The sequence below is a fragment of the Pseudomonas sp. NPDC089401 genome (assembly GCF_044749485.1).
In the GTDB taxonomy this organism is placed as follows: domain Bacteria; phylum Pseudomonadota; class Gammaproteobacteria; order Pseudomonadales; family Pseudomonadaceae; genus Aquipseudomonas.
On the sequence record NZ_JBIVIA010000022.1, the window covers coordinates 21,438 to 42,532 of the forward strand.

The 21,095-nt window shown below is 65.5% G+C and carries 22 protein-coding genes; 12 read left to right on the plus strand and 10 right to left on the minus strand.

Annotation, left to right across the window (positions count from 1 at the left end):
- Positions 1 to 23: 23 nt before the first annotated feature.
- From livH to ACIP21_RS28255, 6 genes are all read left to right on the plus strand, one after another.
- A complete protein-coding gene (gene livH, locus ACIP21_RS28230) occupies positions 24 to 947 on the plus strand; it encodes a high-affinity branched-chain amino acid ABC transporter permease LivH (RefSeq protein ID WP_400694826.1) in 924 nt (307 codons plus the stop codon).
- Positions 944 to 2,200, plus strand: coding sequence for a high-affinity branched-chain amino acid ABC transporter permease LivM (locus tag ACIP21_RS28235; protein WP_400694827.1), 1,257 nt, complete (start codon positions 944 to 946; stop codon positions 2,198 to 2,200). The genes livH and ACIP21_RS28235 overlap by 4 nt, the downstream gene beginning before the upstream one ends.
- A complete protein-coding gene (livG, locus tag ACIP21_RS28240; protein ID WP_198752952.1) occupies positions 2,197 to 2,964 on the plus strand; it encodes a high-affinity branched-chain amino acid ABC transporter ATP-binding protein LivG in 768 nt (255 codons plus the stop codon). The genes ACIP21_RS28235 and livG overlap by 4 nt, the downstream gene beginning before the upstream one ends.
- Positions 2,965 to 3,666 (plus strand): ABC transporter ATP-binding protein, encoded by a 702-nt coding sequence (locus tag ACIP21_RS28245; RefSeq protein ID WP_003254879.1) that lies wholly within the window; start codon positions 2,965 to 2,967, stop codon positions 3,664 to 3,666.
- A 231-nt stretch (positions 3,667 to 3,897) separates the two neighbouring features.
- Positions 3,898 to 4,572: a COG3650 family protein gene (locus tag ACIP21_RS28250; RefSeq protein WP_400694830.1), complete on the plus strand. Its 675-nt coding sequence runs from the start codon at positions 3,898 to 3,900 to the stop codon at positions 4,570 to 4,572.
- Between the two features lie 103 nt (positions 4,573 to 4,675).
- Complete coding sequence (locus ACIP21_RS28255; RefSeq protein ID WP_400694832.1) at positions 4,676 to 6,283, plus strand: NAD(P)/FAD-dependent oxidoreductase; 1,608 nt, start codon at positions 4,676 to 4,678, stop codon at positions 6,281 to 6,283.
- Between the two features lie 164 nt (positions 6,284 to 6,447).
- On the opposite strand, the gene ACIP21_RS28260 is transcribed toward ACIP21_RS28255, so the two are convergent.
- From ACIP21_RS28260 to dinG, 6 genes are all read right to left on the minus strand, one after another.
- The gene (locus tag ACIP21_RS28260) at positions 6,448 to 6,912 is read right to left on the minus strand and encodes a glycine zipper 2TM domain-containing protein (RefSeq protein ID WP_400694833.1); all 465 of its coding nucleotides are present in this window, start codon (positions 6,910 to 6,912) and stop codon (positions 6,448 to 6,450) included.
- Positions 6,913 to 7,135: 223 nt separating this feature from the next.
- Positions 7,136 to 7,783, minus strand: coding sequence for a pyridoxamine 5'-phosphate oxidase (gene pdxH, locus ACIP21_RS28265; RefSeq protein WP_400694835.1), 648 nt, complete (start codon positions 7,781 to 7,783; stop codon positions 7,136 to 7,138).
- Positions 7,784 to 7,802: 19 nt separating this feature from the next.
- Positions 7,803 to 8,777 carry an OmpA family protein gene (locus tag ACIP21_RS28270; RefSeq protein ID WP_400694837.1) on the minus strand — a complete coding sequence of 325 codons (975 nt, stop codon included), beginning with the start codon at positions 8,775 to 8,777 and terminating at the stop codon, positions 7,803 to 7,805.
- Between the two features lie 99 nt (positions 8,778 to 8,876).
- A complete protein-coding gene (locus ACIP21_RS28275) occupies positions 8,877 to 10,022 on the minus strand; it encodes a serine hydrolase domain-containing protein (RefSeq protein WP_400694839.1) in 1,146 nt (381 codons plus the stop codon).
- Between the two features lie 164 nt (positions 10,023 to 10,186).
- Positions 10,187 to 12,424 (minus strand): beta-galactosidase, encoded by a 2,238-nt coding sequence (locus ACIP21_RS28280; RefSeq protein ID WP_400694841.1) that lies wholly within the window; start codon positions 12,422 to 12,424, stop codon positions 10,187 to 10,189.
- A gap of 81 nt (positions 12,425 to 12,505) precedes the next feature.
- The gene (gene dinG, locus ACIP21_RS28285) at positions 12,506 to 14,650 is read right to left on the minus strand and encodes an ATP-dependent DNA helicase DinG (protein WP_400694843.1); all 2,145 of its coding nucleotides are present in this window, start codon (positions 14,648 to 14,650) and stop codon (positions 12,506 to 12,508) included.
- A 98-nt stretch (positions 14,651 to 14,748) separates the two neighbouring features.
- On the opposite strand from dinG, the gene ACIP21_RS28290 reads away from it, so the two are divergent.
- Positions 14,749 to 15,213, plus strand: coding sequence for a CopD family protein (locus tag ACIP21_RS28290; RefSeq protein WP_400694845.1), 465 nt, complete (start codon positions 14,749 to 14,751; stop codon positions 15,211 to 15,213).
- 63 nt (positions 15,214 to 15,276) lie between these two features.
- On the opposite strand, the gene ACIP21_RS28295 is transcribed toward ACIP21_RS28290, so the two are convergent.
- The 4 genes from ACIP21_RS28295 to ACIP21_RS28310 form a co-directional block, all read right to left on the minus strand.
- Positions 15,277 to 16,035: a collagen-like protein gene (locus ACIP21_RS28295; protein WP_400694847.1), complete on the minus strand. Its 759-nt coding sequence runs from the start codon at positions 16,033 to 16,035 to the stop codon at positions 15,277 to 15,279.
- Positions 16,028 to 16,303 carry a DUF1145 domain-containing protein gene (locus ACIP21_RS28300; protein WP_400694849.1) on the minus strand — a complete coding sequence of 92 codons (276 nt, stop codon included), beginning with the start codon at positions 16,301 to 16,303 and terminating at the stop codon, positions 16,028 to 16,030. Before ACIP21_RS28300 ends, ACIP21_RS28295 begins: the two co-directional genes overlap by 8 nt.
- Positions 16,304 to 16,400: 97 nt before the next feature.
- On the minus strand, positions 16,401 to 17,120 hold the full coding sequence (locus ACIP21_RS28305; RefSeq protein ID WP_400694851.1) for an OmpA family protein: 720 nt from the start codon (positions 17,118 to 17,120) through the stop codon (positions 16,401 to 16,403).
- 87 nt (positions 17,121 to 17,207) lie between these two features.
- Positions 17,208 to 17,900, minus strand: a complete 693-nt coding sequence (locus tag ACIP21_RS28310) for an OmpA family protein (protein WP_400694853.1) — start codon at positions 17,898 to 17,900, stop codon at positions 17,208 to 17,210.
- Between the two features lie 159 nt (positions 17,901 to 18,059).
- Between ACIP21_RS28310 and ACIP21_RS28315 the strand changes: the two genes are divergently transcribed.
- The 5 genes from ACIP21_RS28315 (at position 18,060) to ACIP21_RS28335 (ending at position 20,949) form a co-directional block, all read left to right on the plus strand.
- Positions 18,060 to 18,554 carry a DUF6231 family protein gene (locus ACIP21_RS28315; protein WP_400694855.1) on the plus strand — a complete coding sequence of 165 codons (495 nt, stop codon included), beginning with the start codon at positions 18,060 to 18,062 and terminating at the stop codon, positions 18,552 to 18,554.
- A 2-nt stretch (positions 18,555 to 18,556) separates the two neighbouring features.
- Complete coding sequence (locus ACIP21_RS28320) at positions 18,557 to 19,036, plus strand: YchJ family protein (protein WP_400694857.1); 480 nt, start codon at positions 18,557 to 18,559, stop codon at positions 19,034 to 19,036.
- Between the two features lie 114 nt (positions 19,037 to 19,150).
- On the plus strand, positions 19,151 to 20,251 hold the full coding sequence (locus tag ACIP21_RS28325) for an acyltransferase family protein (RefSeq protein ID WP_400694859.1): 1,101 nt from the start codon (positions 19,151 to 19,153) through the stop codon (positions 20,249 to 20,251).
- Between the two features lie 7 nt (positions 20,252 to 20,258).
- Positions 20,259 to 20,738 carry an LEA type 2 family protein gene (locus ACIP21_RS28330; protein WP_400694861.1) on the plus strand — a complete coding sequence of 160 codons (480 nt, stop codon included), beginning with the start codon at positions 20,259 to 20,261 and terminating at the stop codon, positions 20,736 to 20,738.
- Between the two features lie 7 nt (positions 20,739 to 20,745).
- On the plus strand, positions 20,746 to 20,949 hold the full coding sequence (locus tag ACIP21_RS28335) for an SEC-C metal-binding domain-containing protein (RefSeq protein ID WP_012313055.1): 204 nt from the start codon (positions 20,746 to 20,748) through the stop codon (positions 20,947 to 20,949).
- Positions 20,950 to 21,095 lie beyond the last annotated feature (146 nt).

Sequence of the window (21,095 nt, forward strand, 5' to 3'; positions counted from 1 at the left end):
ATCAGGTTTTTAGGAGCGCTGTAATGCCTGAGATCTACCATTTCTTCCAACAACTGGTTAATGGATTGACCATCGGCAGCACCTACGCCTTGATCGCCATCGGCTACACCATGGTGTACGGCATCATCGGCATGATCAACTTCGCCCACGGCGAGGTGTACATGATCGGTTCCTACGTGGCCTTCATCGTCCTCGCGGGCCTGGCCATGATGGGCATCCACTCGTTGCCGATCCTGATGACCGTCGCCTTCGTCGCGACGATCTTCGTCACCAGCGCCTATGGCTACAGCATCGAACGGGTTGCCTACCGCCCACTGCGCAACAGCAACCGTCTGATCCCGCTGATTTCCGCCATCGGCATGTCGATCTTCCTGCAGAACACCGTCTTGCTGTCGCAGGACTCCAAGGACAAATCCATCCCCAACCTGATCCCCGGGAGCATCTCCTTCGGGCCGGGCGGCGCGGAAGAAGTCCTGATCAGCTACATGCAGATCCTGGTGTTCGTGGTCACCCTGGTGGCCATGACCTGCCTGACCCTGTTCATCTCCCGTTCCCGCCTGGGCCGCGCCTGCCGTGCCTGCGCCGAGGACATCAAGATGGCCAACCTGCTGGGCATCAACACCAACAACATCATCGCCCTGACCTTCGTCATCGGTGCCGCCCTGGCGGCGGTGGCGGCCGTGCTGCTGAGCATGCAGTACGGGGTGATCAACCCCAACGCCGGTTTCCTGGTGGGCCTGAAGGCCTTCACCGCGGCGGTGCTGGGCGGCATCGGCAGCATCCCGGGCGCCATGCTCGGCGGGCTGGTGCTGGGCGTGGCCGAAGCCTTCGGCGCCGATATCTTCGGCGACCAGTACAAGGACGTGGTGGCATTCGGCTTGTTGGTTCTTGTCCTGCTGTTCCGGCCGACCGGCATCCTCGGCCGCCCGGAGGTTGAAAAAGTATGAACAGAAATCTCAAACAGGCGTTCTTCAGCGCCTTGCTGGTCTGGGCCGTGGCCTTCCCGGTACTGGGCCTGAAACTGAGCATCGACGGCATCAGCCTGGTCGTGCACAGCCAAGGGTCATTCACCATCGGCATCATCGCCGTGTGTTCGGTGCTGATGTTCCTGCGCGTGCTGTTCGACAAGCAGTGGAGTTCGGTCATGGGCCGCAGTTCGGATCGCAAGCTGATCCCGCCGGCCGTGAGCAACTACCTGACCCTGCCGAAAACCCAGCGCTACGTGATCATCGGCCTGATCGTCGCGGCCCTGGTGTGGCCGTTCTTCGGTTCGCGCGGGGCGGTCGACATCGCCACGCTGATCCTGATCTACGTGCTGCTGGGCCTGGGCCTGAACATCGTGGTCGGCCTCGCCGGCCTGCTGGACCTCGGCTACGTCGGCTTCTACGCCGTCGGCGCCTACAGCTACGCGATGCTCTCGCACTACCTGGGCTGGAGCTTCTGGGTCTGCCTGCCGATCGCCGGCCTGATGGCCGCCACCTTCGGCTTCCTGCTCGGCTTCCCGGTGCTGCGCCTGCGCGGTGACTACCTGGCGATCGTGACCCTCGGCTTCGGCGAGATCATCCGCCTGTTCCTGCGCAACCTCACCGACTGGACCGGCGGCCCCAACGGCATCAGCAACATCCCCAAGCCGGAGTTCTTCGGCCTGACCTTCGAGCGCAGGGCCGCCGAGGGGATGCAGACCTTCCACGAGTTCTTCGGGCTGCAATACAACTCGATCAACAAGGTCATCTTCCTCTACCTGGTGGCTCTGTTGCTGGCCCTGCTGGCGCTGTTCGTCATCAACCGCCTGCTGCGCATGCCGATCGGGCGTGCCTGGGAAGCGCTGCGCGAAGACGAGATCGCCTGCCGCGCGCTGGGCCTGAACCCCACCGTGATCAAGCTTTCGGCGTTCACCCTGGGTGCCTGCTTCGCCGGTTTCGCCGGCAGCTTCTTCGCTGCGCGCCAGGGCCTGGTGACGCCGGAGTCGTTCACCTTCATCGAGTCGGCGATCATCCTCGCCATCGTCGTGCTCGGCGGCATGGGCTCACAACTGGGCGTGATTCTCGCGGCCATCGTGATGATCCTGCTGCCCGAGCTGATGCGTGAGTTCAGCGAATACCGGATGCTGATGTTCGGTGCGCTGATGGTGTTGATGATGATCTGGCGTCCGCAGGGCCTGCTGCCCATGCAACGCCCCCATATGGAGCTGCATCGATGAGCCGTGAAATTCTGCAAGTCAGCGGCCTGAGCATGCGCTTCGGCGGCTTGTTGGCGGTCAACGGCGTGGGACTGACCGTCAAGGAAAAACAGGTGGTGGCGCTGATCGGCCCGAACGGCGCCGGCAAGACCACCGTGTTCAACTGCCTGACCGGCTTCTACAAGCCCAGCGGCGGCACCATCCTGCTCGACGGCCAGCCGATCCAGGGCCTGGCCGGCCACCAGATCGCCCGCAAGGGCGTGGTGCGGACCTTCCAGAACGTGCGCCTGTTCAAGGAGATGACCGCGCTGGAAAACCTGCTGATCGCCCAGCACCGCCACCTCAACACCAACTTCTTCGCCGGCCTGTTCAAGACCCCGAGCTTCCGCCGCAGCGAGAAGGAGGCCATGGAGCGCGCCCAGTACTGGCTGGATAAGGTCAACCTGACCGAGTTCGCCAACCGTACCGCCGGCACCCTGGCCTACGGCCAGCAGCGCCGCCTGGAAATCGCCCGCTGCATGATGACCCAGCCACGCATCATCATGCTCGACGAACCGGCCGCCGGCCTGAACCCGAAGGAAACCGAAGACCTCAAGGCACTGATCGCCTACCTGCGCGAGTCGCACAACGTCACCGTGCTGCTGATCGAGCACGACATGAAGCTGGTGATGAGCATTTCCGACCACATCGTCGTGATCAACCAGGGCACGCCCCTGGCCCACGGCACGCCGGAGGAGATCCGCGACAACCCTGACGTGATCAAAGCCTACCTGGGGGAAGCGTAAATGCTGAAGTTCGAGAACGTTTCCACCTTCTACGGCAAGATCCAGGCGCTGCACAGCGTCAACGTGGAGATCAACCAGGGCGAGATCGTCACCCTGATCGGTGCCAACGGCGCCGGCAAGTCGACCCTGCTGATGACCCTGTGCGGCTCGCCCCAGGCCCACAGCGGCAGCATCAAGTACCTGGGTGAAGAGCTGGTCGGCCAGCCCTCCTCGCACATCATGCGCAAGAGCATCGCGGTGGTGCCCGAAGGCCGCCGCGTGTTCGCCCGCCTGACCGTCGAGGAAAACCTGGCCATGGGCGGTTTCTTCACCGACAAGGGTGACTACCAGGAACAGCTGGACAAGGTCCTGCAACTGTTCCCGCGCCTGAAGGAACGCTACATCCAGCGCGGCGGCACCATGTCCGGCGGCGAGCAGCAGATGCTGGCCATCGGCCGGGCGCTGATGAGCAAGCCCAAGCTGTTGCTGCTCGACGAGCCATCGCTGGGGCTGGCGCCGATCATCATCCAGCAGATCTTCGACATCATCGAACAGCTGCGCCGCGATGGCGTGACGGTGTTCCTGGTGGAGCAGAACGCCAACCAGGCGCTGAAGATCGCCGACCGGGCCTACGTGCTGGAGAACGGCCGGGTGGTGATGCAGGGCACCGGGGAAGCGCTGCTGACCGACCCCAAGGTGCGCGACGCGTACCTCGGCGGTTGATCCGGAAAAAGGGCCTTCGGGCCCTTTTTTCTGTCTGTGAGAAATGAGCCGGCCTCTTCGCGGGTAAACCCGCTCCCACAGGTACAGCACAGATTTCAAAGCCTGCGCGATCCCTGTGGGAGCGGGTTCACCCGCGAAGAGGCCGGCACAGGTTTATCAAAGTCTTGTGATCCCCGCCGAGCCTGAGTAACGTGGCCAGCTCTTTGCCAAAGATCCCCCGGAGCCCGCCCCATGCGCCTCACCCCTACCCTGCTGCTCAGTGCCCTGCTGCCCCTGTTCGCCGGCTGCCAGTTGCTGGCCGAGCAACCCCGCGACCCGAACATCGGTACCACGCGCATGCAGGGCGAACTGAGCGCCAACGGTGGCCGCCTGCTGTTCAAGCCCTGCAGCGAGGCCCGCCGCTTCGTGATCAACGATGTCGCCGGCACGGGCATCCTGCAAGAATCCGCCAGCCTGGCCAAGGACGCCAACGCCAAGCTGTTCGCCGACGTCCGTGGCCGTCTCACCGGCGCCAAGCAGGCCGACAACGACGGCCAGCTGGAAGTCAGCCGCCTTTATCGTGTGGAGCGCTCCACCCAGGCCTGCGACGACCCCAATTTCAAGCAGCTGACCCTGCGCGCCAGCGGCCATGCGCCGGACTGGGACATCAAGGCCAGCGGCAAGGGCATGGTGCTCGAGCGCGCCGGCAAGGACCCGCTGCCCCTGCCGTTCCTCGAAGAAGAAGTGCCCGGCGGCGGCCTGACCTTGAGCAGCGAAGCCAACGGCGAGCATGTCGAGCTGTGGGTTGCCCCGCAACGCTGCGTGGATGGCGCAACCGGCGCGGTGCGCCACCTGCGCGCCGAACTGCGCATCGACGGCAAGACCCTGCAAGGCTGCGGCTACTACGGCGGCGCACGGGACAACTGATCGCCGGGCGCTTTTATCCTGCCAGTCGGGGCGGCTAACAGCTTATACTTGGCGGTTTGTGTAAAGCCGCCGGCCGCCCATGGCCGGGATACTGGACCCTGCCATGCTACGAATCACCGAACTGAAGCTGCCCCTGGACCATCCCGACGAAGCGCTGCGTGAAGCCATCGTCCAGCGCCTGGGCATCCGCGACGAGCAGCTGCTCAGCTTCAACCTGTTCAAGCGCAGCTACGATGCGCGCAAGAAGAACAGCGAACTGCTGTTCATCTACACCATCGACCTCGAAGCCAGCAACGAAGCCGAACTGCTGCACACGTTCGCCGACGACCGCAACATCGGCCCGGCACCGGACGTGACCTACAAGTTCGTCGGCCAGGCCCCGGCCGACCTGCCGCAACGCCCGATCGTGGTCGGCTTCGGCCCATGCGGCATCTTCGCCGGCCTGCTGCTCGCGCAGATGGGCTTCAAGCCGATCATTCTCGAGCGCGGCAAGGAAGTCCGCCAGCGCACCAAGGACACCTGGGGCCTGTGGCGTAAAAGCGTGCTCAACCCCGAGTCCAACGTGCAGTTCGGCGAAGGCGGCGCCGGCACCTTCTCCGACGGCAAGCTGTACAGCCAGATCAAGGACCCAAACCACCATGGCCGCAAGGTCCTGGAAGAGTTCGTCAAGGCCGGCGCGCCGGACGAGATCCTCTACATCAACAAGCCGCACATCGGCACCTTCCGCCTGACCGGCATGGTCGAGCAGATGCGCCAGGACATGATCGCCCTGGGCGCCGAAGTGCGCTTCCAGGAGAAGGTCACCGACCTGCTCTGCGAAGACGGCCAGCTGACCGGCGTGGTGCTGGAGAGCGGCGAGCAGCTGCACTCGCGCCATGTGGTCCTGGCCCTGGGCCACAGCGCCCGCGACACCTTCCGCATGCTCCACGCCAAGGGCGTGTACATGGAAGCCAAGCCGTTCTCGGTCGGTTTCCGCATCGAGCACCCGCAGACGCTGATCGACAAGGCACGCCTGGGCAAGTACGCCGGCCACCCGAAGCTGGGCGCGGCCGACTACAAGCTGGTTTACCACGCCAAGAACGGCCGTTCGGTGTACAGCTTCTGCATGTGCCCGGGCGGTACCGTGGTCGCGGCCACCAGCGAGCCAGGCCGGGTCGTGACCAACGGCATGAGCCAGTACTCGCGTAACGAGCGCAACGCCAACTCCGGCATCGTCGTCGGCATCGACCCCGAGCGCGACTACCCGGGCGGCCCGTTGGCCGGTATCGAGCTGCAGGAGCGCCTGGAAGCCCACGCCTACGTGATGGGCGGCAGCAACTACCAGGCCCCGGCGCAACTGGTCGGCGATTTCGTCGCCGGCAAGCCATCGACCGCCCTGGGCAGCGTCGAGCCGTCGTACAAGCCAGGGGTGACCCTGGGCGACCTGGCACCGAGCCTGCCGGACTTCGCCATCGAGGCGATCCGCGAAGCGTTGCCGGCGTTCGATCGGCAGATCAAGGGCTACAACCTGCACGACGCGGTGCTGACCGGGATCGAGACACGCACCTCGTCGCCGCTGCGCATCACCCGTGGCGAGGACTACCAGAGCCTGAACATGAAGGGGCTGTTCCCGGCGGGCGAAGGTGCGGGCTATGCCGGCGGGATTCTCTCGGCGGGCGTGGATGGCATCCGCATTGCCGAGGCCGTGGCCCGCGACATCCTCGGCCTTTGAGGCTACCGGCCTCTTCGCGGGTAACCCCGCTCCCACAGGTACTGCACAGTCTTCAAGGCTTGTGCGCCCCCTGTGGGAGCGGGTTTACCCGCGAAAGGTCCGGCACAGGAAACAAAAAACCCCGAACAGGCCTGGCCCGTTCGGGGTTTTCTTTGCAACGGCGATCAGTGCGAAACGCGGCTGGTGCCGTCAACGGTCATGATGCGCACGCGTTCACCGACGCGGAAGATTTCATTCTCCTGCACGGCCTGCACATAGGCGCGCATGCTGCCATCGTCTTCACGCACGGTGATTTCCACACCCTGGGTGCGAGTGATGCCTTCCTCGGCAGCCGAACCTGCCAGGCCACCGGCCACGGCACCGATCACCGCGGCGACGATGCTGCCACGGCCGCCGCCGACGGCGCTGCCGGCCACGCCACCGACGATGGCCCCAGCACCACCGCCGATCGGCGTCTTGGTGCCTTCGATCTTGACCGGACGCAGGGATTCGATGGTCCCCATGCGCACGGTCTGCACGCGACGGGCCTCATCACGGGAATAGCTGTCGCCGGTCAGGCTGGAGGCACAGCCACCCAGCAGCAGCGACAGGGTGGTGAACGTCGCCACCAGCAAAGCGGATTTACGCATGGGTACAATCTCCAGAAAACAGGTGTCCATTAGACGCTGCCCGCCGACGGCTGTCACGGCGCAGGCGTGAAAATTTGTTTCCATTCAGCCCCTGTACAGCCTCGAAGGACAGTAATGCGGGCTTTGCAGCTTCAGACCAAGGATAGCCACGGATTACTGCATCGTCGTGCCGAGAAGTTTGCCTGCTGCAAAATCAAGGGGCCGCAAAAGCGGCCCCAAGCGGTTACGGTGCAAGGCGCTCTCTGGCCCACTGCCCTTCTACCAGGCGGTAGTTGAGGCGGTCATGCAGGCGGCTGGCGCGTCCCTGCCAGAACTCGATGCGCTCGGGCAGCAAGCGGTAGCCACCCCAGTGCTCCGGGCAGTGCGGCGGGGTATCGGCGAAGCGCGCCTCGGTGGCCTTGACCAGGCCTTCGAGTTCCTCGCGCCCGGCAATCACCCGGCTCTGTGGCGACGCCCAGGCGCCCAGGCGGCTGCCCAGCGGGCGCACCTGGTAATAGGCGTCCGACTCTTCGGCCGTGACCTTTTCCACCCGCCCTTCGATCCGCACCTGACGCTCAAGCGCCGGCCAGAAGAAGGTCATCGCCGCGAACGGATTGGCCAGCAGCTGCTGCCCCTTGGCGCTGTCGTAGTTGGTGAAGAAGGTGAAGCCGCGGTCATCGAGCCCTTTGAGCAGCAGCACGCGACAATGCGGGCGGCCGTCACCATCGACGGTGGCCAGGGTCAGGGCGTTGGCCTCCACCGGTGCCTGCTCGGTCTTCACCGCATCGGCAAACCACTGGTGGAACAAGCCGAACGGCTCACCCGGGGCCTGGGCTTCGGCCAGGCCATCACGGGTGTAGTCGCGGCGCATATCGGCCAGGGATTGGGTCATGACTGCGTTTCCTTGACGATCAGTTGGTCTTCGCAGGGCTGTTGGCGGCTACTTTCTTGTCGGTGGCAGCGGCCTTCTTGGCGGCGGGCTTGGCCGGCGCAGCTTTCTTCTTGGCAACCGGCTTGGCGGCGGCCTTCTTGGCCGCAGGTTTGGCGGCGGCCTTGGCGGCTGGCTTCTTGGCTTCGACAGGCTTGGCGGCAGGCTTGGCGTCCTGAACCGCGACCATCGAAGCCGGGGCCGGGGCAGGCGCGGCCTTCTGGTACTTGGCCAGCAACGCGAGCATGGTGTTCTGCGGGGTCAGCAGCATCTCAACGCGGCGGTTCAAGGCACGGCCTTCGGCGCTGTCGTTGGCGGCGCGAGGCATTTCCGAGCCCATGCCCTTGAGCGACAGGCGGTCACGCTGCAGGCCACTGAGGCGGAAGATCGCCGATACCGAAGCGGCTCGTTCCAGGCTCAGCTTCTGGTTGGCGGCAGCGACGCCACTGGTGTCGGCATGGCCGAGTACCAGCACGGCAGTCTTCGAGTCGCCTTCGACGGCCTTGGCCACGCGGGTGATCGGGCCCAGGGTCATCGGCAGCAGCATGTTCGGGCGGTCCGGGTTGTACGAGCTGTCGACCGGGATGGTCACCACCAGCACGTTGTCACGGCGCTCCACCTCCAGCTTGCTGTCCTTGACCGCTTCACGCAGCTTCGGCTCGTACTGGTCCAGCCAGGCCTGGGTGGCCTTTTCGTCGATCTTCGGCACCACCGGCCCTTTGGCCCGCTTGTCTTCGCTGCCGAACGGCCACCACCAATGGCTGGCGCTCTCGGACTTGGCGTCGGCCTTAGCCACGTTCTCGGTCACAACTTCCTTCACTTCCTTGTCGGCGACCTGGTCCGAACCGAATGGCCACCAGCTGCTGCTGCCGTCCTTGGAGGCATCCTGGGAATGGCTGGCACAACCGGTCATGGCAGCCAGGCACAGGGCAAGAGCTAAGGTTTTGTGTGAAGACATCAGCGATACACCATGAAATAGAAAGATATTTTGCCTAGGCACTTCAGGCGTTGGCATTGAGGATAGTCAAAGGGGTGGGGTAATACCCGCATTAACCGATCAAAGGCAAGTGCCCAGCACACGGACCAGCTGCTGGGCTCTGGGGTCCATCAGCACGTAGGGGCCGAGGGTGTTGACCACGAAGCCGAAGGCGACATCGTGCTCCGGGTCGGCGAAACCGACCGAACCTCCGGCGCCTGGGTGCCCGAAGGCACGGGCGCCGAGGCCGAAGGTGGCGTTGGCGACGTCGGGCTGGTCGAGCATGCAACCCAGGCCGAAACGGGTCTGGGTCAGCAGGGTACGGTCCTGGCCCAGGCTGTGCTCACGGGTCAGCTCGTCGAGCAGTTCGGATTCCAGCAGGCTGCCGTCGAGCAGGCCGGCATAGAAGCCCGCCAGGCTGCGAGCGTTGCCGTGGCCATTGGCGGCCGGTTGCTGCATGCGCCGCCACTCGGGCTTGTTGGTGCTGGTGAGGATCGCCGGCGGGTTGGTGAAGGCGCGGGTCGACAATGCTTGCGGCTCACGCATGGTCACCTGTAGCAGGCGCTGGGCGGCGGCATCACCAGGGTTGCCTTTGCCGCGGGCGATATGGGCCACGCGGTGGAATTCCTCATCGGCCAGGCCGACATGGAAATCGAGCCCCAACGGGCGCGCGGTGCGGGCCACGATGGACTCGCCCGGGCCACGGCCATCGGCGCGACGGATCAACTCGCCAATCAACCAGCCATAGGTGATCGCGGCATAACCGTGTTCGCTGCCAGGCGTCCACCAGGGTGTTTCGGCGGCCAGGGCATCGACCATGGCCTGCCAGTCGTACAGCGCTTCGGCCGGCAGCAGGTCGCGCAGCGCCGGCAGGCCGGCACGATGGCTGAGCAACTGGCGCAGGGTGATGCCTTCTTTACCGGCCTGGGCGAACTCGGGCCAGTAGCGTGCCACCGGGGCATCCAGGGCCAGCTTGCCCTCGCCCACCAATTGCAGCGCAGTGACGGCGGTGAAGGTCTTGGTGCAGGAGAACAGGTTGGCGATGGTATCGCTGTGCCAGGCTTGCTGGCCGTCCTTGTCGGCACTGCCGGCCCACAGGTCGACGACGGTCTCGCCACCGACCTGGATGCACAGCGCGGCGCCGCGCTCCTGGGGATCGTCGAACAATGCCGCGAACGCTTCGCGTACCGCTTCGAACTTCAGCTCATAGTGACCCTGAATCTGCACCCGCTTCTCCGTACGACCTGGCTGACAAAGGCGTGCATTGTTTCAGTAGTTGGCGGTTTTGCAAACTGGGTATAGCCGGGTGGTAGCAAGGAAAAGTTCCCCAAGTGGAGGGATCTTGCGGCCTATTCGCGGGTGAACCCGCTCCCACAGGGACTGCGCTGCGCTCAAGGTTTGCTTTTTTCCAACTCGCTGCGTAGCTGACCAACGGCCTGCAGGTTGGCCTTGCGCACCGCCTCGACGAACCCCGGATACGCCACATCGGTGATCGCCACCAGCCCCAGGTGGCCATTCTCGCCATCGAGCAGACGCCCGCTGGCCGGCTGGTCGAGGTACTGGAACCAGTGCGCGCCGACGATCATCGGCTGTGCCAGCGCCGCCTTGAGGAAGTTGCCATAGGCCGGCCCGCGGTCCTCTTCGCGGGCCACTTCCAGCGGCCCCGGCCAGAACGGCCCGCGGTCACGGGAGCCGAACTGGAATTCGGAGACCAGTACCGGCTTGTCCAGCTCGGCCAGGCGGGCGAAGTCGTAGCCATCCTCAGGCTTGAGGGTATAGAAGTTGAAGCTCAGCACATCGCAGAACTCGGCGCAGGCCTTGACTGCTTCCGGCGTGCTCACGGCGTAGCGACCGCCCAGCAGCAGGTGATTGGGGGCGTGCCATTTCAGCGCATCGGAGATGGTCTTGAAGTAGGTCTCGGCGAACACCTGCTGGAAGTACTGGTAGTCGCGCTCGATTTCCGGGTGCTCGGGGTTGGGCAACGGCGCCTCGAAGCCCGGGTCTTCCATCAGCTCCCAGGCTTGCAGGTCGATGCCCCAGGCCTTGGACAGGCCTTGCTGGTTGCGGTACTTGTCGCGCAGCTGTTTGAGGAAGGCGCGCTTGGCCGGAACGTCGGTGGTCAGGCGCAGGGTGCCGTAGGCCAGCCCGTAGCGGGCCTTGGGGTCGTTGCCGGGGGCGGCCCAGGCCAGTTCGTTGTCGGCGAAGTAGCCGATCAGCCAGGGGTCGTCGCGGTGATCGCGCGCGGCGATGGCCACGGCCCGTTCGGTGGCCATGGCGAAACGCGGGTCGAACGGGTCGGGCATGCGGCCCCACCAGTCCATGCCGGTGCTGATGCTGGCGTAGTCACCGACGATCGACAGCGGCAGCGTGTACGGCATGCGCCTGGCCTGGCCCAGGGCCGAGTCGCTCCAGTTGCCGAGGGTATTGAAGCCCCAGGCCTGCAGGCGATCGAGCGCATGGGCCTGCCAGCGCTCGGCATCCAGCGCCGGCGCCGGACACTCGGCCGCGGCCTGCCCCTGCACCGCCGGCGGGCAGGGCGTGCCGTAGGTGCGCTGGAGGTTGGCGGCATAGAAGTCGAACCAGCGGCCCTGCTTGAAGCCGCGGCCTTGCGACGAGGTGTTGCCATCGTCGTTGTTGCCTTCGCCATAGAAGGCCTGCAGCGCATCGCCTTCGCCCGGCAGGCCCTTGAACATGCCTTCACGGCCGGCGACATAGGTACGCCCGCCATCATCGGCCACGGCGTTGACCCCGAGCGAGTAGAACGGATGGCCTTGCGGGGTCACCAGGTACCAGCGGCCATCACGCTTCTCGGTGCGGAAAAAACCCTTGGCGGCGAACGCCGGCCCGGCCACCAGGCCACCGTACTCGTCCAGTTGCAGCTTCTGGCGCTCGGCCAGCCAGCCCTTGAGCTGCTGTTGTTCGCGGCTGTCCGCGGCCCTGAGCTGTTCGTCGCCGGCAATCTTCTCGGGCCAGTGCCCTCGGGTCGACTGGCCGTATGTGTCGATCAGTTCGTGGTAGGCGGCCTGGTAGGCCTGATCGTCGTCCTGCAGGCCGACCTTCTCGATCAACAGGTTCTGCGCCACCTTGGGATTGGGGATGGTCAGGCTGACCGAGGCCACCTGCTTGAGGTCGACTTCACCGGCGCTGGCGGTCAGCAGCAGGCGCTGGCCTTCATGATTCCACGGCATCGGCGGGCCGGCCCGCATGCCTTGGCCCAGTGGCGAACGGGCCTTGAGCGGCACCATCACGGTCTGCGCCGGCCCGGCGGGCAGGTCGATGCGACTGGTCAGCGTGCGCCCGTCAGTGCCCTGTACCGTGACATCGACGGTCAACGCCCAGTCCTGGGCGCTCTGCATGCGCAACGTGAGGAATTGCCCGGTGGACCAGTCCCACGCCCCGGCTTGCGGGCTCAGGCGCAAGGTCGGCCGCTCCACCGGGTTGAACACCACCCGCCGCAACACCTCGCCCTCGGCCGTCTGCTCCGCGTTGTACTGCGGCATGCCGGTGCCTTCGGTCGCCACGTTGACGACCGAAGCCGGGCGCACGAAGCTGAACAGCGTCTGTTGCCCGGCCAGCAAGGGCGCACTGAACGACAGGGTGAAGATGACGGGCAGGATGCGGCGGATCATAGGGCTGGGGTTCTCCTTCCGGACCCTCATGAGCCCGCGACTGAGTGATGGACAACCGGCCGGCGCGTCATGCTCCGGCCGTCAGGAAATCTCCCGCCGGAAGGGCGGCAGCGCATTGAGAATAGCCTTGCCGTAGCGCTGCGTGACCAGGCGCCGGTCCAGCAAGGTGATGACGCCGCGATCCTGCTCGGTACGCAGCAGGCGACCGCAGGCCTGGATCAGTTTCAGCGAGGCGTCGGGTACGGCGATTTCCATGAACGGGTTGCCACCGCGGGCCTCGATCCACTCCGACAACGCCGCTTCGACCGGGTCGTCGGGCACGGAGAAAGGAATCTTGGCGATCACCACGTGCTCACAGTACGCACCTGGCAAGTCGACGCCTTCGGCAAAGCTGGCCAGGCCGAACAGCACGCTGTGCTGGCCATCGTCGACCCGCGCCTTGTGCTTGTTCAGGGTCTCCTGCTTGGACAGGTTGCCCTGGATCAGTACCAGCTTGCGCCAGTCGCGGTCGAGGCCGTCGAACACTTCCTGCATCTGCTTGCGTGAAGAGAACAGCACCAGCGCGCCACGGGCACCCTCGACGATGTTCGGCAGCTCGCGGATGATCGCCGCCGTGTGCGCCGCCGCATCACGTGGGTCGGCCTTGAGGTCGGGCACCCGCAGCAGGCCGGCATCGCCATGCACGAAGGGGCTGGGTACCACGCAGGTGACGGCGTCGCGCGGCAGGCCCGAGCGCATGCGGAAACGGTCGAACTTGCCCAGCGCGGTCAGCGTCGCCGAGGTCACCAGGGCACCGTGGGCCACGCTCCACAGGCTGCGCCGGAGCATCTCGGCGGCGAGGATGGGGCTGGCGTTGACTTCGATGTCGAACAGCGCACCGCTTTCGGCCAGGGTCAGCCAGCGGGCCATGGGCGGGCTGTCTTCCGGATCTTCGGCGGTGAACGCGGTCCATAGCTCCCAGTTGCCCTGGGCGCGGGTGACCAGGCTGCCGAACAGCGGGTACCACTCTTCGGCCTGGTGGCTGGCGATACCGATGTTGACCTCGCCGTCCATGCCTTCTTTGAGCAGGTCGGCCAGGCGGGTGAACAGATCGTTGAGGCGGGCGAAGCCCTTTTTCAGCTCGATGCCCACTTCGCGGATCTGCTCGGGGACCACGCCGCCTTCGAAGCGGTAACGCGGGCGCTCGCGGCCTTCGATGTCTTCGCTGGGGCGGAAGTCGGCCACCTGCTCGCACAGGGTGAACATGAACTGCTGCTGGGTGCGCACCTCGCGCGCCAGCTCCGGCACCTGCTCGATGTACTTGCCCAGGTCGCCCGGCAGCGGATGCTGGGCCAGCAGCTTGGTGAGGTTCTTGGCGGTCTGCTCCAGCCAGTCGGCAGTGGAACGCAGGCGCGAATAGTGGGCGAAGTGGCCAATCGCCTTGTCCGGCAGGTGGTGGCCTTCGTCGAACACGTACATCGTGTCGCGCGGGTCGGGCAGCACCGCACCGCCGCCCAGGGCCAGGTCGGCCAGGACCATGTCGTGGTTGGTGACGATCACGTCGACCTTGCCCATGCCTTCGCGGGCCTTGTAGAACACGCACTGCTGGAAGTTCGGGCAGTGGCGGCCGGTGCACTGGCTGTGGTCGGTGGTCAGGCGCGCCCAGTCCTGGTCCTCGACGGCCTCCGACCAACTGTCGCGGTCACCGTCCCAGCGGTTGCCGGCCAGCTTCTCGATCATGCTGTTGAACAGCTTCTGGCTGCGCTCGTCGACTTCGATATGGAAGCCCTCTTCCTCGAACAGCTGGGCGGTGGCCGACTGCGCGTGGCCCTCCTGCAACAGGATGTCGAGCTTGGACAGGCACAGGTAGCGGCCACGGCCCTTGGCCAGGGCGAAGCTGAAGTTCAGGCCGCTGTTGCGCATCAGGTCGGGCAGGTCCTTGAGGACGATCTGCTCCTGCAGGGCGACGGTCGCCGTGGCGATCACCAGACGCTTGCCGGCGGCCTTGGCGGCCGGGATCGCGGCCAGCGCATAGGCGACCGTCTTGCCGGTACCGGTACCCGCCTCCACCGCCACCACGGCGGGCTCGCCAGCGCGGCGACCTTCATCGTCGCAGGCGATGTCGCCAAGCACCTTGGCCACTTCGGCGATCATCAGGCGCTGGCCATAGCGTGGCTTGAGGCTCTTGGCTTCGAGAAAACGCGTGTAGGCGCCCTGGATGGTGGCTTTGAGTTCGTTGCTGATCATGGTCTGCAGGCGCCCGGAGGGCTGGATATATTTTCAGTGTTTCGCATGGGGCGGCTATCATACCCCGCTATTGCCCTTTGTGCCGCATGGAGATCCCGATGCTTGCCTTTGCCCTGCCCTACACCCTGCATGTCCTGGCCGCCCTGGTATGGGTCGGGGGCATGTTCTTCGCCTGGCTGGTGCTGCGCCCGGCAACGGTTGCAGCCCTGGAAGGGCCAGCCCGCCTGCGCCTATGGGTGGAAGTTTTCCGACGCTTCTTCGTCTGGGTCTGGCTGGCGGTGGCGATCTTGGCGATAAGTGGTATCGGCATGTTGCATGTGCGCTTCACCGGCTTCGAGACGGCGCCCAAGTATGTCCACGTGATGATCGGCGGCGGGGTCGCCATGTTTGCGCTGTTCCTGCGCATCCAGGCGTTGTTGCTGCCGGAGCTGAAGAAAGCGGTGCAGGCCGAGGACTGGCCGGCGGGGGCGGCGGTGCTGGGGCGGATCCGGCGGCTGGTGGGGGTCAACCTGCTGCTGGGACTGGTGGTGGTGGCTGTGGCCAGTTCGCGGGTGTTGATGTGAGGGGGCCGGCGAGCCATTTTTTGCGCCTGTGAGACCTGGCGCCGCTCGCGCGGCGCCTGACACTTACAATCGCTGCAGAATCAACTGCCCGTCAGCCCCAGCCAACCCAGGCTGCCCTGCCTGCCCCGACCGCCCATTGGCCCCGGGATCGGTCCTGTAGACCAGGCACCCCTTGCTCGCCCCGCCTTTACCCGCCTTGCCAGGCGCACCGGCCTTGCCCGGCGCGCCGCCATCCAGGCGCACCGCGATATGCTCCTGCGGGAAGTTCTGCGGCACGCTGAGGCGAATCCGCCCCCCCGGCGCACCATCATGGCCGTTGCCGCCGTCATCGCCATTGGCACCACGACTCGCCTGCCCCCAGGTACAGCCACCGGCCTGACCGTTGGCACCATCGAGCCCGACATAGCCCGGTGCTCCCGCACCACCTCGGGCATCGATCGCCAGGCGCTCGGCATCAACCTCGGCGAACCTGAGTTCCAGGCTACGGCCTGAGCGGGCAGGCCGTTGGTAGGTCCCAGGTGCACCGGGTGCACTGAATTCACTGCCGTCGCCCAGCAAGGCATTGCCCGCGTCGATCCGCAGGGGCACTTCGGACGGCGCAATGGCGATGCGCGCGTCGCGGCCCAGTTCCAGGTGGTCGATCTTCAGCTCGGTCAGCGTGGCCGGCAACAGCAAGGTCGCCGAGTCTGCCACGCGCAGCTGCTCCAGGTGCACGCTGGCCGACTTGTTGGGCAGACGCAGCATGGAATGGGCAGGCACTTCCAGGCTCTGGGCCTGGGCCATCGGCGCGGCCAGGGCCGCCAGCAACATCAAATTACGCATGGCGAGACGCCTCCTGGTAACGGGGGATGGACATGACATGGAAAATACCGGTGAGCAGAATCTGCAGGCGGTCGAACCAGCGGTGGCTGCGCCCGCGCAGGCTGGCATTGAAAAACAGCACCTCGAGCAGGTGCAGGGCGAACACGACAATGCCGGTGGCGTTGATCAGCAGATTGAATGGCAGCGGCTGTGGCACCAGCTGGTTGAACAGCACCACGCCCCAGAACGCGACCGTGAGGACCTTGCCCAGGCCCAGGATGAACTTCATACCCCGCCCCTACTGGTTATTGTTATGGCGACGCGGCCCGATCGAGCGGGCCGCGCGGCCAACACTACCTGCATGTCGGCGAACACGCCAGCGCAGGTCAGTTGAGGTGCAGGTCCACCCGTCGGTTGTGCGCACGGCCCTCGTCGGTGTCGTTGTCGGCGACCGGCTCGCTCTCGCCGCGCCCTTCGCTGGTGACCTTCTGCGGCGCCACGCCCTGGCTGATCAAATACTCCGCGACGCTGGCGGCGCGGCGCTCGGAGAGCTTCTGGTTGTATGTGTCGGAGCCGACGCTGTCGGTATGGCCGACGACCTTGATCTTCATCACCCCCAGCTCGTTGAGCCGCGGCAGCAAGCTTTGCAGGCGCTGCTGGGCGGCCGTGCCGAGGTCCGCGGAATTGAAGGCGAACATCACCTGGCCCTGGTCGTCGAGGCTGATCACCTCGGCCTTGGCCTCGGGTTCCGGCGCAGGCTTGGCAGGCGGATATTGCGGCAGTGGGCAACCCATGTGGTCGACCGGGGTGTTGGCCGGGGTGTCGGGGCAGCGGTCACGGCGGTCGAACACGCCATCGCCGTCTTCGTCACCGTCCTGGGCGTAGCAGATCAGGCCGCCGGCGATCACGCCGAGGGCGCCGCCGCCGGCAGCCCAGCTCGAGCTTTCGATGGCGCCGAGGCCACCACCGACCGCACCACCGAGCAGGCTGCAGATGGGCCAGGTCCTTTGATTGAGAGGCGCGCTGCCGTCACTGTGGGTAGCGCAACCAGACAGCAGGCTGGCAGCTACCAACAACGGCAGGGCTGCCTTCGACATCACACTCATATGAATGCTCCTTATGTCCGAGGCCGCAAATGGCACGCTGGAGTAAAGACGCGCCCGCGCCACTTCTCAAGGCGCGGGCGCACACAGTCAGCGCTGGATCCTGATCTCCGTGCGACGGTTCATGGCACGCCCTTCGGCCGTGGCATTGTCGGCGACCGGCTGGGCTTCACCGGCACCGGTCACCGAAATGAAGCTGGCGCGGGGCACGCCGCTTTCGACCAGGTAGTCGGTTACCGAGTGGGCACGACGCTCGGACAGTTTCTGGTTATAGGCGTCGGAGCCGACGCTGTCGGTATGGCCGGTGACGCTCAGGCGCGCGCTCGGCGCCTCTTGTTTCAGGCGGGTGGCCACGGTGTTCAGGCGGTCCTTGTCGGTAGCGGTCAGGCGCGAGGAGTTGAACTCGAAGTGCACGTCGCGAATGACGATCACTTCCTCCTTCTGCACGACCACGTCCTCGACCACCGGTGGCGGCGGCAGCGGGCAGCCGGTGGCATCGACCTTCACCCCGTGGGGCGTGCCCGGGCACTTGTCCCGGCTGTTCAGTACGCCATCACCGTCATCGTCGCCATCGCCGTGGGCCCAGCAGTAGCCCGCCGCCAGGCCACCGCCGAGCAGCGCGCCCCAGCCAGCCCAGCTGGAGCTTTCGATGGCACCCAGTGCGGCGCCGCCGACGCCCCCGACGGCAGCACACTTCGGCCAGTCGGTTTTTTGCAAACCTGCACATCCAGTCAACACACTGGTGAGCAGTACCAGGGGTAACGCTGTGCGAACTATGCTCATTTTGTTGCTTCTCCTAGGGGGAATCGGCGCAAGGCCGATCTGTGGGAGTAAAGACCGCACTGTTCATCCCTGCCAGCGATAAGCCATGACGGTGCCACGTGCCCCTTTGCCTGCACGCTTCGGCCCGCTAGTCTTGGACGACCAGAACGAGGATTGGCGATGACCGACGGTTTTTCCCAGCGCACCCCGCAGCAGGCCCTGGCGGCCCTGCTCGAACGCTTCACCCCACACCGGCTGCTGCTGGTGGGCACCCGCTTTCCGGCGCTGGACGCCTTTGCCCAGGCGCACCCGCAAGTGACCATCGAAACCTGCGCGCCCGGCCCCTTGCCGGCGGCGCTGGCGGCCCAGCGCTTCGACCTGGCGGTGCTGGTGGACTGCCTGGAGCACCTGCCCAAGCGCACCGGCCTGCAACTGCTGGGCGGCATCCGCAACCTGAACGCCAGCCGTGTCGCGGTGCTGGCCGACCTGCCCGCCTGCGGCTGGCAGGACACCGACTTCTTCGCCCTGGCGCTGTCGGCCAGCGAGAAGTTCCGCCGCGACGAGCAGGTGCTGTGCTTGTTCACCTATGATCTGCATGACTACAAGCAGGTCCCGGACTGGCTCAATGCCCGGTTCTGGGCCAACCCGGAAAACTTTGGAAAGTACTGGTGGTAATGATGAGTGTCTCGGTCTGCCCTTGCGGCAGTGGCAACCTGCTCGACGCCTGCTGCGGGCACTACCACGCCGGCACCCCGGCCCCGGATGCGCAGACGTTGATGCGTTCGCGCTACAGCGCCTATGTGCTGGGGTTGATCGACTACCTGGTGGCAACCACCCTGCCGGCCCAGCAGGCCGGGCTGGACCGCGCCGCGATCGCCGCCTGGAGCGCCCAAAGCACCTGGCTTGGCCTGGAGGTGGAAAGTGCCGAGGTACTCGGTGGCCAGCCCGAGCATGCCTTCGTCACCTTCACCGCCCGCTGGCACGACCAGGACGGCGACCACCAGCACCGCGAGCGCTCGGCCTTCGTCCAGCACGAGCGGCGCTGGTACTTCATCGACCCCACCGTCGGGCTCAAGGCCGGCCGCAACGACCCGTGCCCCTGCGCCAGCGGCCAGAAGTTCAAGAAATGCTGCAACAACTACATCCCCGCCAGCTGAGGCCGCTACGACCGGGTGCACGCTTGCGCCAGCCTTGACAGCGTTGCCCAACTGCTAAACTTGCGCTCAGTGGCCAAACAGCGACTTGCCGTGCGGGCGCAAGGAGAAGCGGGTATGCGTGCAATCACCACCGACGACAAACACCGCCTGGCCCTGATCGATGCACTGCGGTGTTTCGCCGCGTTCTGGGTGGTGCTGTTCCACTTGTCCGAAGGCAATCACATCCCCACCCTGCTGGCCGCGCTGCCGGGCTGGGTGAAAGCGGCAGTGTTCGATGCCGGTCACCTGGGTGTGCCGATCTTCTTCGTCCTCAGCGGCATTGTCATGGCCACGACCACCGCTCGCGTGCCGATGAACGGCGCCAATGCGACCAACTTCGTCGCCCGCCGCCTGGTGCGCCTTGCCCCGCCCTACTATGCCGCCGTCGCCCTGGGCTTGCTGGTGATTGCCGCCAAGCACCTGACCGGGCAAAGCGGGCTCAACATTCCCAGCGCCACCGACGTTCTCGCGCACCTGGCGTTTCTCCAGGGTGTGCTGGGCATCGACAACATCATTACGGTGTTCTGGACGCTGTGCATCGAGGTGCAATTCTATATCGCCTTCGCGGTGTTGCTGTGGCTGGCCGACCACAGCAGCGGCGGCGAAGCGTTCAAGGGCAGAAACATCCCCGTGTGGATCTGCGCGGCATTGGCGCTGCTGTGGCCCACCGGGCTGGTCCAGTCGATCGGTTGGCAGGGCGGGTTCATTGGCTTCTGGTTCAGCTTCATGGCCGGCGTGCTGTGTGCCCAGGCCCTTTCGGGCACTCGGCAAAGCCGCTGTATCGCCATCGGCTACAGCGCATTGGTGCTGCTGATCGGCATTGCCAGCGACAATTCGTTCACCATTGCGGCCGGGCTCACCGGCGTCGGCTTTTGCTTCCTGGTCACGCGTTCCGCCTCGCTTGGCTTCCTGTCCAGCTACCCGGTGCAGAAGATTGGCTTGATTTCCTACAGCCTGTACCTGTTCCACTCGCCGGTGACAGGCACCTTCATGCGGGTTTTCCGGCGTTTCGTGCCGACGGGCATCGCCTCGGACCTGCTCGCGGCGCTGCTGATCATTGCCGTCTGCATCGCCTTCGCAGCCATTGCCTATGTCCTGTTCGAGCGCCCCGCCATCGCCTGGAGCCGGCGGATCAAGTTCAAGCGTGCCGACGCCGCCGCGCTCGAACGGACGTAACCAGGCCATGTTGCGCCAGATACGTCGGCCTGTGCTCCTGCTCCTGCTCGGCGCCGTGCTGGCCGGTTGCGCCAGCTGGAGCGATGACGACTGGCGCGACCCCGAGGTGCACCTGGTCGAGGTCGAGACGGTCAAGGCGCAGTTGCTGCAACAGGAGTTCATCCTGCACCTGCGCATCGACAACCCCAACGACAGCCGCCTGTTCATCCGCAACCTGAACTACAGCCTGTGGCTCAACGACCTCAAGCTGGCCGACGACCAGGTCAGCGTCTGGCGCAGTGTCGGCGGGCACGCCCGGCGCACCTTCAAGATCAGTGCGCGGACCAACCTGTGGCAGCAAATCAAGCCCTTGTCCAAACTGCTCAAAAGCCAGCAGCCACTGCATTACCGCCTGCAGGGCGAGCTGCAGACCGGGCTGCTCATCCATCGGGACCTGCACTTGTCGCGCAGTGGTGAGATAATCCCCGGCGATTTCTTACCGGAGTAACCCTGCAATGACCCAGCAACCCCATGTCCATGGTCCCGACTGCAACCACGGTCACGATCATCACCACGATCACGACCACGGCCATGTGCACGGCCCGCACTGCAACCATGGCCACCAGGAGCCGGTGCGCAACGCCCTGAAGGACGTTGGCCGCAACGACCCATGCCCATGCGGCAGCGAGAAGAAGTTCAAGAAGTGCCACGGCGCTTGATGCGCCTGCCTCGGGATTTCTGAGCCACCCTGGGGCATGCCTTGGGCCTTCTGGCGCCTGTGAGATCGAGCGCCGCCCGCGCGGCGCTTCGCGGGTAAACCCGCTCCCACATTTGTTGCAACGTGCCGAACCTGTCAGGCCATGGT